The organism is Pararhodonellum marinum, from assembly GCF_015354735.1.
Classification (GTDB): domain Bacteria; phylum Bacteroidota; class Bacteroidia; order Cytophagales; family Cyclobacteriaceae; genus Pararhodonellum; species Pararhodonellum marinum.
In genome coordinates, this window is record NZ_JACEFJ010000020.1 from 12,404 (window position 1) to 28,744 (window position 16,341).

The window sequence follows — 16,341 nt, forward strand, 5'->3', positions numbered from 1 at the left end:
TTGAATGAGTAAGAAAAACCCACATATACAACCGGATAAATTCAGAGATTCCTTGGCTACCGTCCAAGAAGATGGAAAAAGGAATTGGATTTACCCTAAAAAAGTTTCCGGTAAATTTTACCGTTGGAGAACATATGTGTCATGGGTGTTGCTTGGGATTTTGTTTGCCGGACCATTTATTCAGGTAGGAGGGAGACCTTGGTTTTTATTTAACATATTCGAAAGAAAATTCATCATTTTCGGAGCGGTGTTTTGGCCGCAGGATACCCATTTGTTGATATTCTTGCTTTTGATTTTTGTGGTTTTTATCATATTGTTTACAGTGGTTTTCGGACGGGTATTCTGTGGTTGGGCCTGTCCGCAAACCCTGTTTATGGAAATGGTGTTTCGTAAGATCGAATATTGGATCGAAGGAGATGCCAATCAGCAGAGACAACTGAACGCCATGGAATGGAATGGTGAGAAGATCAGGAAAAAAGGATTTAAAATGACCTTGTTTGTGCTGATTTCTCTTTTGATTTCCCACACTGTAATGGCCTATCTGATAGGTTTGGACAAAGTCGTAGAAATCGTATCCCAGCCTCCAAGCCAAAACCTCTCGGGTTTTATTGGGCTGATGGCTTTTACGGGTATTTTCCTTTTCGTCTTTACCTGGTTCAGGGAACAGGCCTGTTTGGTAGTATGTCCATATGGCCGATTGCAAGGTGTATTACTGGATAACAACTCTATCAATGTCAGCTATGACTATGTAAGAGGTGAGCCTAGGGCACCCATAAGAAAAAACCAAGCGACTGAAGCGCCAAAGGGAGATTGCATTGACTGCGGACTTTGTGTTCAGGTCTGTCCAACAGGAATAGACATCAGAAATGGGATCCAAATGGAATGTGTCAATTGCACGGCTTGTATGGATGCCTGTGATGAGGTAATGGTCAAAGTAGACAGGCCGCTTGGATTGATCCGGTATGCCTCAGAAAACAGCATTCAACAAGGGAAACAGCAATTGGTTACACCTCGTGTAAAAGGTTACTCAGTGATTTTGGTGATTTTGATGGCGATGTTTATTGGCCTTTTAGTCACAAGGGATGATTTAGGAGCTACTGTGATGCGTTTTAGTGGCATGACCTTCCAGGAGAGGGAAAATGGTCAGATTAGCAACCTTTACCAGATAACCATCATCAACAAAACCTTTGAAGCCCAGCAAGTGGGTCTTGGTGCTGAAGACGAAAAATATCACATAGAGATCATTGGGGATCAAAATTGGACCATCCCCGGTCAGACAAAATTTGAAGGTAGATTCTTTGTCGTGATTTCAGGAGAAAATGTTAAAGCCAATCAAGAAAACATCCATTTGAATTTACTTCAAAATGGAAAGATCATAGAGAGAAAAAAAACGAGTTTTGTGGCTCCCTTATCCCAGAAGTAGGAAAGGAAAAAATCATTATTAATTGAAAAAATATGAATTGGGGAAATAGCATTGTAATTGTTTTTGTGGTTTTTGCTGTTATAATGATCAGCATGGTGACCATTTGTATGAAGCAGGATGACTTGCACTTGGTCACTCAACATTACTATGAGGAGGAAATCAAATATCAAGAGCACATAGACAGGGTGATCAATGCCTCGACACTTAATTTGACGGCATTGGCCTATGATAGGGATAAAAAAACCATGACCCTTGATTTACCGATTGGAGCTGTGGGTAGCCTGCATTTTTTTAGGCCATCTGATGCTCGACTTGACCAGATATTGGCAGTGAACATGGATCAGGAAAAAGGTATACAAGTAGATGTAAAGGGCTTGAAACCAGGTTACTGGAGAGTCAAATTGAACTGGACAGCATCCGGCAAGGAATATTTTCAAGAACTCAAAATCAATATTTAAATGCTTTGGACAGCATTCTTATTGGGCTTACTGGGGTCGTTCCATTGTTTGGGCATGTGTGGGCCTATAGCCTTAGCTATATCAGCTAAGGAGAAGAGCCAGTACTACAGCAGAAAGCTGGCTTATAACTTTGGGAGGACTGTTACATACACTTTTTTGGGAGCGATTATCGGAATGCTGGGTTTTTCTCTCAGCCTGGTGGGAATACAGCAATGGGTTTCAATTGGCATGGGCGTATTGATCCTGATCATGGCCTTCAACTATAAAAAAGCGGAAGCTTTGTTGGCCAAAGCCGGGTGGTTTGGAATCATATTCAAACTGAAAAACGCATTGGGATCACGGTTAAATCCTAAGCAAAGCGGCAGTTACTTCATAATCGGGTTGCTCAATGGTTTTTTACCTTGCGGCATGGTCTACATGGCCTTGGTGGCATCTTTGGCCTTACAAAACCCGCTTCAGGGTGCCTTTTACATGTTCTTTTTCGGTTTAGGAACCATCCCACTCTTGCTCGGATTAATGGTGTCAGGAAAGATGTTTTCGCTCCGAGTGAGACAAAAACTGCTCAAAGGCATGCCTTATTTAGCCATGTTTGTAGGTATTCTCTTTATTGCAAGAGGATTGGGACTGGGAATCTCCATGTTCAGCCCGAGTTTTACCATGGCTCAGGGTAGAACCAACGGAACCATTGAAATGACAATGTGTAGCGGGGACTGAAATTAAAATCGGACAGAGCGACATTAATTTGTTGCCGCTCTCTCCAATGAAACAATTTTTTAAGTTGCTTATTCTTTCGCAAAAATTGCTTTGTAAGCCAAGCCTGCCAATATGGCTCCTATAACGGGTGCAACAATAAATAACCAAACCTGACCCAGGACCTCTCCACCCACAAATACGGCCTGACTGATGCTTCTAGCTGGATTGACCGAAGTATTGGTAACCGGTATACTGATCAAGTGGATCAAGGTCAAAGCCAAACCAATCGCCAATCCAGCGAATCCTTTTGGTGCCCTGGAATCTGTAGCCCCTAAAATGATGAGCAAAAACATAAAAGTCATGACGACTTCTGTGAGGAAGGCAGAAGTCAGGTTATATCCCCCTGGGGAATGTTCTCCATATCCATTGGCCGCAAAATTACCAATCGCATCACCGTTTCCGGTAGCAATCACATAGAGAATGGTAGCTGCAAACAGAGCACCCAGGATCTGAGCGATGATGTAGGGGGCCAATTCCTTACTGCTGAACCTCCCCCCGACCAAAAGACCTACCGACACCGCGGGATTGAGGTGAGCCCCGGAAATGTGCCCAAGACCATAAGCAATGGTCAATACAGTTAGTCCAAAGGCAAGAGATACCCCTACCAAACCAATACCTACCTCCGGAAAGCCAGCTGCCAATACCGCACTGCCACAACCTCCCAGCACCAGCCAAAAGGTTCCGAAAAATTCCGCAACTAATTTTTTCATCATAATTTTTAAGACGTTGAATTAAAAGAAAATTGAAAACAATGACTACCAATAACCAATTGGAATAGCGAACTAAAATAAAAATATTATTTCTTAAAAATGAATTATATCAAAATAAAAAATACAAAAAGTCATATAAATTAGAATAATTATTTTTTGATATCTGTTTTAATTTTTTTGTGTAATTATAAATTATTTTAATAATACTTTTCTATAATTTATTATAAAAATCATTGTCGGAAATAGATTAAATCGCATTACTAAAGACAGATTTCCCTTGCCTAGTTGTTCGGAAAGCCGGGTCAAAAGTGGAACAAATATTTCTGACAAAAGGTATACCAGGCTCTAAAATTATCAGCCCCATTTGGTCATATGCAACCATACCATCTTCAACGAATTCATCTAAGCAAATCTTTATGCCCTCTTCCATTTGATTGTAAAATGCGGTATCCCATTCCAGTTGGTGGTTGCAAATCAAAGCTAGTATGATGTTTTTTATCTTGAAGTCTTCTTGGGATAAAACATGGCCTTTTTCGATGGCCAATTGATTATTTTCTAGATGGTTTTTGTATGTCTCAATTGACTTGGAATTCTGGGCATAGGCAAGGTGGACATCACTGATTGCACTGCTGCCCAATCCAATCAAAATCTTGGAAGGCGATGTAGTATAACCCATAAAATTCCGGTGCAATTTTTTTGCAAGTTTGGCATGACAAATCGGGTCTTCCTCCAGGGAAAAATGGTCCATTCCAATTTCCAAATAGCCGGCTTCCTCAAGAATGGCTCGTCCCCTTTCATAAAGCTTTCTTTTTTCTGTTTCTTGGGGAAGAAAAGGGGCAAAATGGTTTTGAGAAGGGAATACGGAAGGCAAGTGGGCATAGCTGTAGAAGGCAATCCTGTCTGGTTTCAGGTCCAAGGTCTTTTGAAAAGTATCTTCTATGCTGCTCAAGGTTTGGTGAGGAAGCCCATAAATCAGGTCGTAATTGATGGATTCGTATCCGATTTTTCTGGCAGTTTCGGTCACTTCCACTACTTTCTCCAAGGGCTGAATGCGGTGAATGGCCTGCTGTACCTTTAGATTCAAATCCTGAATACCAAAACTCACCCTTCGAAACCCCAAATCAAATAGGGTCTGAAGATGGTCTTTTGAAGTATTGTTGGGATGACCCTCGAAACTGAATGAAGCCTGATCCAGCACAATTGCCTTTGAGGTGATCTCAGTAATAAGTCTATGAAGAGAGCTCGGCGAAAAAAAAGTAGGCGTCCCTCCTCCCAGATGGATTCCAGCCAGATTTGGAAGATCGGGTAGCCAACTCATATAAAGGTCCCATTCGGTCAATAGGGCATCTATGTAAGTATCTTCTACTTGGTGATTTTTGGTGATCCTTTTGTTGCAGCCACAGTAAGTGCAGAGGCTTTCGCAATAGGGTAAATGGATGTAAAGAGTGATTCCTTCTTCTTTTCCGAAAAGCTGGTAAGCACTTTGAAATTGACTCACCCAGGATGCTTCATTTACATTTCCAGACCAGTGCGGTAGCGTGGGATAACTGGTGTACCTCGGAACTGGAACATTGTATTTTTGGATCAGATCCTCTTGTGTCAAAGGTTTTTTAATGGTCATAGTGTTGCAAATTTCCCCTAATCTTTATATAAAACACATGAGTAAAAACTTCACTAAACCTGATAAATGTCAGTTTTTAGCACCTAAACATTGTTATAGATTAATGGTTATCCGCTTCTTTGCCACTAACCCAACATTCTTCTTCAAACGGGTTGGAAGTCCGAAGTCTGATGTACCGGACATTTCAATTTGCTGGCGAGAATTATATTGAATTACCATTTTACTGGCATCATTCCGTACATACATGTATAGATTTTAACACACACAAGTTTAGAAGCCTAATTAATTCTTCCTACAGGCGATTTTAAATGATATGAATTGGCTATTAGGATATTTCCTTGTACTAACTCCCAACGTACACCGGATTAAGTAAATCCTTTCAAATCCGGTTTTTTAAAGCTCATTTATTTTGATTAAATTTTGGAATGAAATCCCTAAGGAAAATCGGTTTTTACAGTGCCTTTATTCTCCCATTGCTCCTGGTGCTGGGCTATTTGGGAGGAGGATTTTGGATGTTGAGCATCCATTTGTTTGTTTTCGGTATGGTGCCTTTGATGGATTACTTTTTTCAGAAAGACCAATCCAATGTCCCAAAATCAGCCATCAGTGAGGTGGAGAAAGAAAAGTTTTATCGATTGGTCACCTATGTGTGGGTTTATGTGCAATTGGGTGTTTTGATTTGGGCATTCTATATAGTGAGTCAGATGGACTTAGGGCTTATGGAATGGGTCCTGTTTACAACCGGAACTGCCCTGGTCACTGGAGGAGTGGGCATCACAGTGGCCCACGAATTGGGACACAAACAAAATCGCCTTGAACAGTTCTATGCCAAGGTTTTATTGATGACGGTATGTTACATGCATTTTTTTATCGAGCACAACCGAGGGCACCATGTCAGGGTGGCTACCCCTGATGATCCTGCGACGAGTCGTGTTGGAGAAAATTTTTATGCTTTTTGGTGGAGGTCAGTAACCGATGGATACAAAAGTGCATTAAGCCTGGAAAAGTCCAGACTTCGAAAAATTCAAATTCCATTTTGGTCCACGCAAAATCAGATGATACAATTTGCCTTTTGGCCCTTATGCTTTGTTGTATGCTTTACACTTGTTTTTTCTGGATTCCAAAACCGATTGGTTTTGGAAATTCCAATTTTCTTTTTTGCCCAAAGTGTTTTGGCATTCACCTTACTTGAATTGGTGAATTATCTGGAGCATTACGGTATGGAAAGGAAGCGGTTAGCTACAGGTAAGTACGAACGGGTTACTCCTTTGCACTCTTGGAATGCAAGCCATGTGGTGAGCAATTTCCTACTGTTTCAACTCCAGCGGCATTCGGACCACCATGCTTTTGCCCACAAAAGGTATCAGGTGCTTGACCACCATTCTGACAGTCCGCAGCTCCCAGCAGGCTATTCGGCCATGATCATTCTTGCCATGTTTCCGCCGTTATGGTTTAGCGTTATGAATCCCAGGTTGGAAGAATGGAAGAGACTCACATCCAATTTGAAAACCTGAATTTGATTTAATGATTTGTGAGAAAAAAGATACATCTTTTTAATTTCCACGAAATTCAATGAATGTAGAAGAGACAGCAGAAATAAGACGTAAGTACTGTTGCCATTAACCGATTAAGTAAGATGCCAATGCCTATTCAATCAAACTTGTAACTGTGTGGTTAAAGCATAAAAAAGGCCCTGAATCTAATCAGAGCCTTTCCAGAAAAGAAGCTACTTTATCAGCCTAAAGCGTTCTGCTTACGCTGCACATTTCAAAACAAGATTCCGGATTCAATTCCAATATCCGCAAATATCCAATATCAGTTAATTGTCTAACGGTGATTCTGAACATTTATTCGCAAATGCTAAGAAACGAAAATCGATGCTTTTTTAATTTTCAAGATATTTCTCAACAGGAACAAATGGCAAACCAAATGCTTCCGCCACAGCCTCATACACAATATCCCCATGGATAATGTTCAGACCGGGTTTCAGTTCGGGGTTTTCCAATGCAGCTCTTTTCCATCCTTTTTCAGCCAATTGCATGGCATATGGGAGGGTGGCATTGGTCAAGGCCAAGGTGGAGGTGTAAGGAACTGCACCAGGCATGTTGGCTACACAGTAATGAACCACTCCATCTATGACATAAGTGGGATCCTGATGGGTAGTGGGCTTGCAGGTTTCAATGCACCCACCCTGATCCACCGCAACATCCACCAATACAGTCCCTGGACGCATGGCGCCCAGCATGTCTCTAGTGATGAGGTGAGGAGCTTTTGCCCCGGGTATTAGCACAGCGCCTACGATCAGGTCTGCATCCACAATCATTTTCCGAATATTGAATTCATTGGACATCATTGTTTTCACATTCGCCGGCATCACATCTGCCAAATACCGCATTCGGGGTAAGGAGACGTCCATGATGGTCACATCGGCGCCTAAACCAGCTGCCATCCATGCGGCTTGGGTTCCTACTACACCACCGCCTAGAATCAGGACTTTAGCAGGTAAGGTTCCTGGAACTCCGCCGAGCAGAATACCTCTGCCACCAAGGGGTTTTTCAAGATAATTGGCTCCTTTTTGAACGGCCATTCTTCCTGCTACTTCGGACATTGGGATTAAAAGAGGTAAGCCGCCTGCTCTACCTTCCACCGTTTCGTAGGCCAAGCAAATGGATTTGCTTCGGACCATGGCTTTGGTCAGCGGTTCGTAAGAAGCAAAGTGGAAATAAGTAAATAATAACTGGTTTTCCTTGATTAGGTTATATTCAGGTTCTATCGGTTCTTTGACCTTCATGATCATTTCTGCAGCATCATAGACCTCCTCTATTGTTGGAAGAATCTTCGCTCCTGCCGCCTCGTAAAGTGCGTCTGAAAAGCCACTTCCTTCTCCTGCTGTATGCTGCACATAGACCGTATGGCCCTTTTTCACTAATTCGATGGCACCTGCAGGGGTTAAAGCCACGCGGTTTTCGTTGTTTTTTATTTCCTTTGGAACACCTATGATCATGATAATCGCATTTGGGTTAATATTTTGGACAAATATACACAGGGAATTTGAAACAAAAACCAAGTTCAGAAGGCATGTTTTGTCCTTTTCAAAATTTTCTTTTATTTTCAAAAACAAATTTTGAATTAAATACCAAAAATGAATTTTATTTTAAAAATTCTTTGTATTTAGTGTAAAATTTTAAGGCTAAAACACAATTTAATAAGATATATTCAATATAATAGCAGTTTCATTGCCAAGTTTATAAATATATGCTATTTAAATAAAAACAAAATAATATTCTTTGCCGTATAATTAATTTCAATTAATTCAGAATTTATTTTGGATAATTGAACCAATTAATAGAGAATATAATTTGTTATCCTGATAAAATTTTCTATTTTTGACATAAAACCTATAATAGGTCTTGAACCCAAATTGCTCTTAAGATTAAAATGGAAAAAGTGGCCATATTATCCAACAAGAAAATAAAAGCTGAACTGGACAAATCCCAGGTGATACGCGACTATCAACTCGCTCAGGAAAGCAGGCATGCCTCACTGATGGGTAGAAAAGAAGTATTTATGGGTAAGGCCAAATTCGGGATTTTTGGAGATGGTAAAGAACTGGCTCAGCTCGCCATGTCCAAGTACTTTGAACCTGGAGATTGGAGATCCGGTTATTACAGGGACCAAACTTTTATGTTTGCCGTGGGTGAACTGACCATCCAGGAATATTTTGCTCAGTTATATGCCCATACAGATGAGGTAGCCGAGCCGGCTTCGGCAGGTAGACTTATGAACGGACATTTTGCTACCCGATCACTGAATCCGGACGGTAGCTGGAAAGACCTCGCCAAAATAAAAAACTCCTCCGCAGACATATCTCCCACCGCAGGACAAATGCCCAAATTGTTGGGTTTGGCATATGCATCTAAATTGTTTAAGCTTAACCCTGCTTTAGCCAAACTGCCTAAATTTTCAAATCAAGGAAATGAAGTGGCTTGGGGCACAATAGGAAATGCTTCTACCTCCGAAGGGATGTTTTTCGAAACCATCAATGCGGCAGGTGTATTACAGGTGCCAATGGTGATTTCTGTTTGGGATGATGAATACGGGATTTCAGTTCCCAATGAATTCCATACCACCAAAGGCAGTATTTCTGAGGCTTTATACGGTTTTCAAAGAACCGAAGACAAAAAAGGTTTTGAAATCCTGGTTGTGAAAGGTTGGGATTATCCTGCTTTGTTGGAGACTTATAAAAAGGCATCAAAAATAGCAAGGGAAGAACATGTTCCAGTTTTGGTTCACGTGATTGAGATGACCCAACCGCAAGGGCATTCGACTTCTGGTTCACATGAACGGTATAAGCCAAAAAGCAGGCTTGCTTGGGAAGCAGAATATGATTGTCTACTTAAATTCAAAACTTTCATTTTGGAATCCGGATGGGCTACAGAGGAAGAGCTGGATGAAATAGACAAAAAGGCCAAGCAGACCGCAAAAGAATACAAAGACGCTGCCTGGAAGGCATTTCTGGGTGAAATCAAGCAGGAACTCAATGAGGCTGTTTCAATCCTGAGACAAGCAGCCGAAAAAAGTAGGGAAAAAGGTCATTTGGAAATGCTGGCAGATGAATTGAGTAAAACCATGAATCCGATTCGAAAGGATGTGATCAGTACGGTCAGGAAGGCCTTACTCTCGATGCGCCATGATGATGCAGAAGTGCGGGAACCGCTGAGGATTTGGTATAATTCTCAAAAAGAACTGAACTACGATCGGTACAATAGCCACCTTTACAGCGAATCTGGATTCAGCACTTCCCACGTAAAAGAAATCCCCATTAAATATGGAGAGGAAGATGCCTTGGTGGATGGCCGCGAGATACTTCAGGCTTATTTTGACCAATTGCTTCAGAAAGATCCAAGAGTTTTTGCCTTTGGTGAAGATGTGGGTAAAATAGGGGATGTAAACCAAGCTTTTGCCGGATTACAGGCCAAACATGGTGAGTGGCGCGTAACTGACACAGGGATAAGAGAAGTTACCATCATAGGACAAGGTGTTGGAACAGCACTTAGAGGCTTGAGACCCATTGCCGAAATCCAGTACCTGGACTATTTGATTTATGCCTTACAGACTTTATCAGATGATCTGGCTTGCCTTCAGTACCGAACCAAAGGAGGTCAAAAAGCCCCTTTGATCATCAGAACAAGAGGGCACCGGTTGGAAGGTGTATGGCATGCGGGCTCTCCCATTAGCATGATTTTGGGAAGTCTAAGGGGTATTTTGCTCTGTGTTCCAAGAGACATGACCCAAGCTGCGGGTATGTACAATACCCTGATGAAATCTGACGAACCAGCCTTGGTGATAGAATGTCTTAACGGATATAGGTTGAAGGAAAAAATGCCTTTAAATCTTGGAGAATTTACCGTACCCATGGGTATGCCGGAGGTACTCAAAACCGGAAGTGATATCACTGTGGTAACTTATGGATCCATGTGCAGAATAGTACTTGAAGCTGCTGATCAACTTTTGGAATTAGGTATTTCCATTGAAGTAATCGATGTGCAAACGCTCCTTCCATTTGACAAATCCAACCGAATTCTTGAATCTATCCAAAAAACAAATCGAGTTATTTTTGCCGATGAGGATGTTCCAGGTGGAGCTTCAGCTTACATGATGCAACAAGTCCTTGAGGGACAGAAAGCGTATTATCATTTGGATGCCGAACCGGTTACTCTTACCGGCAAAGCCCATAGGCCGGCTTATTCCTCGGATGGAGATTATTTCTCCAAACCCAGTGTAGAGGATGTGGTGGAAAAGGCCTATGCCTTGATGTCAGAAGCAGATCCTAAACGGTTTCCCGCTTATTGATTTATTGAAGAGGAGATTTGTCCTTAATAGATTACAACATATTCAAACTTTACTCTTTGACCTCAGGCATTCCCTGAGGTTTTTTTTAAATTGGGCTGGAAACCAATTGGCTGCCCTTACTTTATGGTACCGGCAGGCCTTTTTCAAAGAAAAGCATGTATTTTGTAATCAACCTAAAATCATCCTAGATGAAAGCCCTTGTTTTGACCGCGTACAATAAATTGGTTTACCAAGATGAACCAATGCCCGAATACAAATTCGATGAAGTTCTTATCCGTGTAAAAGCCTGTGGCATTTGTGGGAGTGATGTGCATGGAATGGACGGCAGCTCCGGACGTAGGATTCCCCCACTTATCATGGGGCATGAGGCATCAGGAATCATTGAAGAGGTCGGTAGCTCGGTGAGTGACTTTTTACCAGGAGACCGGGTGACCTTTGATTCCACCATTTATGAACTGAATGACTGGTACACCTTGCAAGGGAGGTACAATCTCAGTGATAATCGAAAAGTTTTGGGTGTGTCACCCAAAGAGTACCGCCGGCATGGTGCCTTTGCGGAATATGTGGTGGTCCCGTCCCACATACTTTACAAGTTGCCCGATTCAGTTTCTTTTGAACAGGCAGCCATGGTAGAACCGGTTGCAGTGGCGGCACATGCAATAGACCTGACACCGATAAGGCTCGGAGAGACTGTATTGGTCATCGGCGCAGGGATGATAGGCTTATGCCTGATTCAGGTACTCAGACTTTCCAATGCAGGGACCATCATTGCCTTGGATATTGCTGAAGAGAAACTGGAATTGGCAAGAAAATTTGGTGCGGATTATACTTTTTTGTCCTCTGACCCAGAGCTAAAGGAAAAAATACTTTCCTTGACCCATCAGCGGGGAGTAGATGTGTCTTTTGAGGCAGTTGGGGTAGGGGCAACTGTACAGACTGCTATTCAACTGGTGAGAAAAGGAGGTTCGGTTACCCTAGTTGGTAACCTCGCCCAAGAAATTAATTTTCCCCTGCAAGCTGTCGTCACACGGGAAATCCGACTTCAGGGAAGTTGTGCCATTGCCGGAGAATATGGCAAAGTTCTGGAAATGATGGAAAAGGGGCTGATCAAAGTAGATGATTTGCTCAGTGCCAAAGCACCTTTGAGTGAAGGGGCGGATTGGTTTAAAAGACTTTTTGATAAAGAACCAGGCCTAAACAAAGTAATCTTAGAACCATGACATTCAAGACAGGAATTATAGGCTGTGGAAAGGTAGCTCATCTTCATGCCAAAGCTTTGAAGCAATTAGACAACTCAGTATTTTCTGCTGTTTATAGCCGGACCTTAACAAAAGCTGAGGATTTTGCGCAAAACTATGGGGTGAAAGCCTATGACAGCATCACAGAGATGATTGTCAAGGAGAATTTGCAGGCAGTGGTGATCTGTACCCCTCATCCCAATCACAGAGATCCAGCCATCGAGGCGCTAAGATCCGGTGCCCATGTCATGGTTGAGAAACCCCTTGCTGCCAGTTTATCGGACTGCGATGCCATGATTAAGGTGGCCAAAGAACAGGGAAAGAAACTGTCTGTCATTAGCCAAAGGCGATTTTATGAGCCTGCCCAGCGGGTAAAACAGGCCATTTTAGACGGAAAGATTGGAGAACCTGCTTTAGCAACCGTGGTCATGTTGGGCTGGCGGGATGAAAAGTACTACCGTTCCGATCCTTGGAGGGGTTCCTGGGCCAAAGAAGGAGGAGGGGTCATGGTCAATCAGGCGCCACATCAACTGGACTTGTTGCTCTGGTATATGGGAGATATTGAGGAAGTTTACGGCACTTGGTCCAACATTAATCATCCCTACATCGAAGTGGAGGATACGGCATTGGCCATTGTGAAATTCAAAAACGGGGGGCTTGGGAATATAATACTAAGCAATTCGCAGAAGCCTGGCATACATGGAAAGGTACACATCCATGGCAGCAATGGAGCATCAGTCGGTGTTCAGCCGGAGGGAGGGGCCATGTTCATAGCGGGCGTTTCCAAAATTGCGGAGCCACCCATCAATGACCTTTGGACAGTACAGGGAGAGGAACAGCATCTAGATAGATGGATAAAAGAAGATACCGCTCATTTTAATCAAATTGATGCTACCGTTTATTACATTCAAAAGCAATTGGAAGAATTCATTGCAGCAATAAAGGAGAATAGGGATCCGATGGTCACCGGAGAGGAGGGTAGGAGAACGGTGGAATTGTTTACAGCAATTTATCGATCCAAAAGAGACAAAATGCCTATTTCATTTCCTTTACAACCTGAATTTGCAAGGGATGATTACGACGGGAGGATTCAAAAGAGTTAATCCCAACTGTTCTGAAAAGGCCTGAATAGATAACCAACTCAGATTCTACCTTAATTTCTTGAGATTTGTTGGAGGGTGAAATCCGGGGTGGATACCACATTGCTTTTGTTCAGCTGTCGATCTTGGATGTGGACGTCCAGACGTACGGTATCGTTTCTAAAAATAATATTCCACCCTGATGAAAGCATGGCATATCGGATGGTACCTTCTATGGGCTGCGTCCTGCCTTCATTCAGTATTCTTGGGAATCTGCCATTGAAGGTAGTGAAAAAGGGAGGAGCGGACCAATCAAATTCTGTATAATTCCCTTGTCTTTTGATAAAAAACTTTACAAAAATATTGAAATGGTTGGGATTGATGCTTACCCATACCGTATCCCTGATTTCTATGTTATTGATAACGGGATTAATTTCCCAATCGAGGGGATTGTATGAAGGTGCATTGGGAGGCCGATTGCTGTAAGTGATTAGATTTCCCGTTGCATCTCTCAGATAATCAAGATTGTTAAAAGGTGGATCAGTATCCCTGGGGTTAAGTCCTAGGTCACCTTCGGAATCCCTAAAATCAATGGCTACAATCAAGGAATCAGAACCAGGGGTTTCGACAAATTCAACTGTATTGTACTCTATTTCAGGAACTGTCGGGAAATTCTCTGGCGGGGTAACGCAGGCACTTAAGATTAAGCCGCAAAATAATATGTAACTTAGGTTTTTTACCTTCATGAGGGCGCACTAAATTTGAGGCTAAATATAGGCAATTGTTCAATAAGGTTGAAAAAATGCCTATGACATTATTTTAACGATGACAATATTCAAAAGTTTTGTAGAAAAGGTTCAAAGTTGGGTGAGCACTGGTCACGAGAAATCACCTCAAGAGTTTGAGGCGTTGGCCATGGAGCTTTTTTATTTTCAAGCTGAGGCCAACCCTGTCTACAGGCAATACCTTTCGGCTAGAAAAATCGATCCCGCAAGTATCCAATCCATACAAAACATCCCATATCTTCCTATCGGTTTTTTTAAATCCCATGCTGTCATTTCTGGAAGGGAGGCTGATTTTTCTAAATTTTATGCAAGCAGCGGAACTACCGGTGTCATTACAAGCAGACACTATATATGGAACGAGGCATTTTACCTTCAACACAGCAAAAGGCTGTTTGAGCAGCAATATGGTGCCTTAAGCGACTTTCATATCCTTGCTCTATTGCCTGCTTACCTGGAAAGAAAAGACAGTTCCTTGGTGGCAATGGCTGATTTTTTTATTCAAGAAAGCCAATCTCCAATTTCAGGGTTTTATTTGTATGAGCAGAAAGAATTAATCGAAAAATTGATTGCCATTCGGGATGACTCAAGAAAGGTACTCCTATTGGGCGTGACTTTTGCACTGTTGGATTTGAGTGAATCGGGATTTGCACTTCCTAAGATGTCCAATCTGACGGTAATGGAGACCGGAGGGATGAAAGGCCGGAGAAAAGAGATGATACGGGAGGAGGTGCATGAGAGATTAAAAGTCTTTTTTCAGGTTGAAGCGATACATTCGGAGTATGGCATGACGGAATTGTTGTCTCAGGCTTATTCCAAAGGGGACGGGAAATATACCATGCCCCCGAGCATGCAGGTTTCGCTCAGAGAAATCAATGACCCATTTTCTCCGAGCCACAGAAGCCAAGGAGGCATCAATCTGATAGATCTTGCCAATTTTCATAGTTGTGCCTTTCTGGAAACCCAGGATTTGGGACGTGTAGATGATAAAGGCTTTTTGGAGGTTTTGGGCAGGATTGATAACAGTGAAATCCGGGGATGCAATTTAATGGTCAATTAATTTTGTATTCCTTGGATTATTAAACATATTTGGTTTTTAAAATTCGATGATCATGAAAAAATTAGCAGCAATTGTCCTAGCGGTAGGTATTTTGGCCATGAGTGCCTGTGCCTCGAGCAAACCTTGTCCAGCATATGGAAAGGTAATGGATAAGCAAGAAGTGAAAGGATAAAAATATGCTGACTCAATAGTCAGCATATTTGTTGATGTCGTCTAGGGTAATCACCTGATTGCCTAAAATGACCAGTCTTTCAACCACATTTCTGAGTTCCCGGATGTTTCCGGTCCAGGGATATTCCTGGAGCTTTTTAACGGCCTCTTTTTCAATCGATTTTTTTGCGGTTCCATATTCTAAAGCAATATCCTCCAAAAATTTATCGACAAGGACGGGTATGTCCTCTTTTCGGTCTTTCAGTGCGGGAACGGCGATGAGGATCACACTCAAACGGTGGTATAGATCCTCCCTGAATTTATTGGCTTCAATCTCTTTTCTCAGGTCTTTGTTGGTGGCAGCGATGACCCGCACATCCACTTTGATGTCCTTGTCTCCACCTACCCGCGTGATTTTGTGCTCTTGTAATGCCCGCAAAACTTTAGCCTGAGCTGAGAGGCTCATGTCCCCGATTTCATCCAGAAACAAGGTGCCATCATGCGCCAATTCAAATTTCCCCTGCCTTTGTTTGTTGGCTGAGGTAAAAGACCCCTTTTCATGGCCAAACAACTCACTTTCTATCAGCTCCGAGGGAATTGCGGCACAATTGACAGCAATAAAGGGGGCATCGGCCCGGTTGCTTTTTTGGTGAAGCCAATGGGCCACAAGTTCTTTCCCAGTACCGTTAGGACCAGTGATGAGCACCCTGGCATCTGTTGGGGCGACTTTTTCAATGGTCTGTTTGACTTGAGTCAATGCGGCAGAATCACCCACCATATCCAGTTTTTTGGAAAGTTTTCTTTTGAGGACTTTGGTTTCCGTAACCAGATTTTTCTTGTCCAAGGCATTTCTCACCGTAAGTAAAAGCCTGTTGAGGTCCGGGGGTTTGGGGACAAAATCAAAGGCACCTTTTTTGGTTGCTTCCACTGCGGTTTCTATACTGCCATGGGCCGAAATCATGATGAATTGTGGTTGTTTGTCCAGCGTTTTGACTTTGTCCAATACCTCAATGCCATCCATTTTTGGCATTTTGATGTCACAAAGCACAAGGTCAAAATCCTGTTCTGCAATCATATTAAAGCCCTGTTCGCCATCCTCGGCTTCAAAAATCTCATATTTTTCGTATTCCAATATTTCTTTTAGGGTGGCTCGGATGATTTTTTCATCATCCACAATCAAAATTTTAGGCATATTTTATCGCAATGTTAAATGT

13 protein-coding genes are annotated in these 16,341 nt (G+C 42.3%); 8 read left to right on the plus strand and 5 right to left on the minus strand.

Annotated elements, in window-relative coordinates; translation table 11 throughout:
• The first annotated feature begins 4 nt into the window (after nucleotides 1-4).
• From ccoG to H1A14_RS22090, 3 genes are read left to right on the plus strand one after another with little or no spacing between them, the layout of a single operon-like run.
• Nucleotides 5-1,423 carry a cytochrome c oxidase accessory protein CcoG gene (ccoG, locus tag H1A14_RS22080; protein WP_194778487.1) on the plus strand — a complete coding sequence of 473 codons (1,419 nt, stop codon included), beginning with the start codon at nucleotides 5-7 and terminating at the stop codon, nucleotides 1,421-1,423.
• Between the two features lie 32 nt (nucleotides 1,424-1,455).
• Nucleotides 1,456-1,881, plus strand: coding sequence for a FixH family protein (locus H1A14_RS22085; protein WP_194778488.1), 426 nt, complete (start codon nucleotides 1,456-1,458; stop codon nucleotides 1,879-1,881).
• Nucleotides 1,882-2,595 carry a sulfite exporter TauE/SafE family protein gene (locus H1A14_RS22090; RefSeq protein ID WP_194778489.1) on the plus strand — a complete coding sequence of 238 codons (714 nt, stop codon included), beginning with the start codon at nucleotides 1,882-1,884 and terminating at the stop codon, nucleotides 2,593-2,595.
• A gap of 68 nt (nucleotides 2,596-2,663) precedes the next feature.
• Here H1A14_RS22090 and aqpZ read toward each other — a convergent pair whose 3' ends face one another.
• Together aqpZ and hemN are read right to left on the minus strand one after the other, a co-directional pair.
• Nucleotides 2,664-3,347, minus strand: coding sequence for an aquaporin Z (gene aqpZ / locus H1A14_RS22095; protein WP_228527923.1), 684 nt, complete (start codon nucleotides 3,345-3,347; stop codon nucleotides 2,664-2,666).
• Nucleotides 3,348-3,591: 244 nt separating this feature from the next.
• A complete protein-coding gene (hemN, locus tag H1A14_RS22100; protein ID WP_194778490.1) occupies nucleotides 3,592-4,965 on the minus strand; it encodes an oxygen-independent coproporphyrinogen III oxidase in 1,374 nt (457 codons plus the stop codon).
• 425 nt (nucleotides 4,966-5,390) lie between these two features.
• Here hemN and H1A14_RS22105 point away from each other — a divergent pair, with 425 nt between their 5' ends.
• Nucleotides 5,391-6,479: an alkane 1-monooxygenase gene (locus H1A14_RS22105; RefSeq protein WP_194778491.1), complete on the plus strand. Its 1,089-nt coding sequence runs from the start codon at nucleotides 5,391-5,393 to the stop codon at nucleotides 6,477-6,479.
• 371 nt (nucleotides 6,480-6,850) lie between these two features.
• On the opposite strand, the gene ald is transcribed toward H1A14_RS22105, so the two are convergent.
• Nucleotides 6,851-7,969: an alanine dehydrogenase gene (ald, locus tag H1A14_RS22110; RefSeq protein ID WP_194778492.1), complete on the minus strand. Its 1,119-nt coding sequence runs from the start codon at nucleotides 7,967-7,969 to the stop codon at nucleotides 6,851-6,853.
• Between the two features lie 434 nt (nucleotides 7,970-8,403).
• Here ald and H1A14_RS22115 point away from each other — a divergent pair, with 434 nt between their 5' ends.
• The 3 genes from H1A14_RS22115 to H1A14_RS22125 all read left to right on the plus strand — a co-directional run bounded on the left by H1A14_RS22115 (nucleotide 8,404) and on the right by H1A14_RS22125 (nucleotide 13,159).
• Complete coding sequence (locus H1A14_RS22115) at nucleotides 8,404-10,818, plus strand: alpha-ketoacid dehydrogenase subunit alpha/beta (protein WP_194778493.1); 2,415 nt, start codon at nucleotides 8,404-8,406, stop codon at nucleotides 10,816-10,818.
• 188 nt (nucleotides 10,819-11,006) lie between these two features.
• Nucleotides 11,007-12,038, plus strand: a complete 1,032-nt coding sequence (locus tag H1A14_RS22120) for a galactitol-1-phosphate 5-dehydrogenase (RefSeq protein WP_194778494.1) — start codon at nucleotides 11,007-11,009, stop codon at nucleotides 12,036-12,038.
• Nucleotides 12,035-13,159 carry a Gfo/Idh/MocA family protein gene (locus H1A14_RS22125; RefSeq protein ID WP_194778495.1) on the plus strand — a complete coding sequence of 375 codons (1,125 nt, stop codon included), beginning with the start codon at nucleotides 12,035-12,037 and terminating at the stop codon, nucleotides 13,157-13,159. The genes H1A14_RS22120 and H1A14_RS22125 overlap by 4 nt, the downstream gene beginning before the upstream one ends.
• A 50-nt stretch (nucleotides 13,160-13,209) precedes the next feature.
• Here the strand turns inward: H1A14_RS22125 and H1A14_RS22130 are convergent, their stop codons facing one another.
• Nucleotides 13,210-13,881 carry a hypothetical protein gene (locus tag H1A14_RS22130; RefSeq protein ID WP_194778496.1) on the minus strand — a complete coding sequence of 224 codons (672 nt, stop codon included), beginning with the start codon at nucleotides 13,879-13,881 and terminating at the stop codon, nucleotides 13,210-13,212.
• A 79-nt stretch (nucleotides 13,882-13,960) separates the two neighbouring features.
• On the opposite strand from H1A14_RS22130, the gene H1A14_RS22135 reads away from it, so the two are divergent.
• Nucleotides 13,961-14,977, plus strand: coding sequence for a LuxE/PaaK family acyltransferase (locus H1A14_RS22135; protein WP_194778497.1), 1,017 nt, complete (start codon nucleotides 13,961-13,963; stop codon nucleotides 14,975-14,977).
• 184 nt (nucleotides 14,978-15,161) lie between these two features.
• Here the strand turns inward: H1A14_RS22135 and H1A14_RS22140 are convergent, their stop codons facing one another.
• Nucleotides 15,162-16,319, minus strand: a complete 1,158-nt coding sequence (locus H1A14_RS22140; protein WP_194778498.1) for a sigma-54-dependent transcriptional regulator — start codon at nucleotides 16,317-16,319, stop codon at nucleotides 15,162-15,164.
• Nucleotides 16,320-16,341: the final 22 nt, after the last annotated feature.

Bases quoted from the DNA above. Each gene is read 5' to 3' on its own strand.
- H1A14_RS22090 (WP_194778489.1), top strand. From the start codon at position 1,882: ATGCTTTGGACAGCATTCTTATTGGGCTTACTGGGGTCGTTCCATTGT.
- H1A14_RS22130 (WP_194778496.1), bottom strand. From the start codon at position 13,881: ATGAAGGTAAAAAACCTAAGTTACATATTATTTTGCGGCTTAATCTTA.
- H1A14_RS22115 (WP_194778493.1), top strand. From the start codon at position 8,404: ATGGAAAAAGTGGCCATATTATCCAACAAGAAAATAAAAGCTGAACTG.
- H1A14_RS22085 (WP_194778488.1), top strand. From the start codon at position 1,456: ATGAATTGGGGAAATAGCATTGTAATTGTTTTTGTGGTTTTTGCTGTT.
- H1A14_RS22140 (WP_194778498.1), bottom strand. From the start codon at position 16,319: ATGCCTAAAATTTTGATTGTGGATGATGAAAAAATCATCCGAGCCACC.
- ald (WP_194778492.1), bottom strand. From the start codon at position 7,969: ATGATCATAGGTGTTCCAAAGGAAATAAAAAACAACGAAAACCGCGTG.
- H1A14_RS22120 (WP_194778494.1), top strand. From the start codon at position 11,007: ATGAAAGCCCTTGTTTTGACCGCGTACAATAAATTGGTTTACCAAGAT.
- ccoG (WP_194778487.1), top strand. From the start codon at position 5: ATGAGTAAGAAAAACCCACATATACAACCGGATAAATTCAGAGATTCC.
- H1A14_RS22125 (WP_194778495.1), top strand. From the start codon at position 12,035: ATGACATTCAAGACAGGAATTATAGGCTGTGGAAAGGTAGCTCATCTT.
- hemN (WP_194778490.1), bottom strand. From the start codon at position 4,965: ATGACCATTAAAAAACCTTTGACACAAGAGGATCTGATCCAAAAATAC.
- H1A14_RS22135 (WP_194778497.1), top strand. From the start codon at position 13,961: ATGACAATATTCAAAAGTTTTGTAGAAAAGGTTCAAAGTTGGGTGAGC.
- H1A14_RS22105 (WP_194778491.1), top strand. From the start codon at position 5,391: ATGAAATCCCTAAGGAAAATCGGTTTTTACAGTGCCTTTATTCTCCCA.
- aqpZ (WP_228527923.1), bottom strand. From the start codon at position 3,347: ATGATGAAAAAATTAGTTGCGGAATTTTTCGGAACCTTTTGGCTGGTG.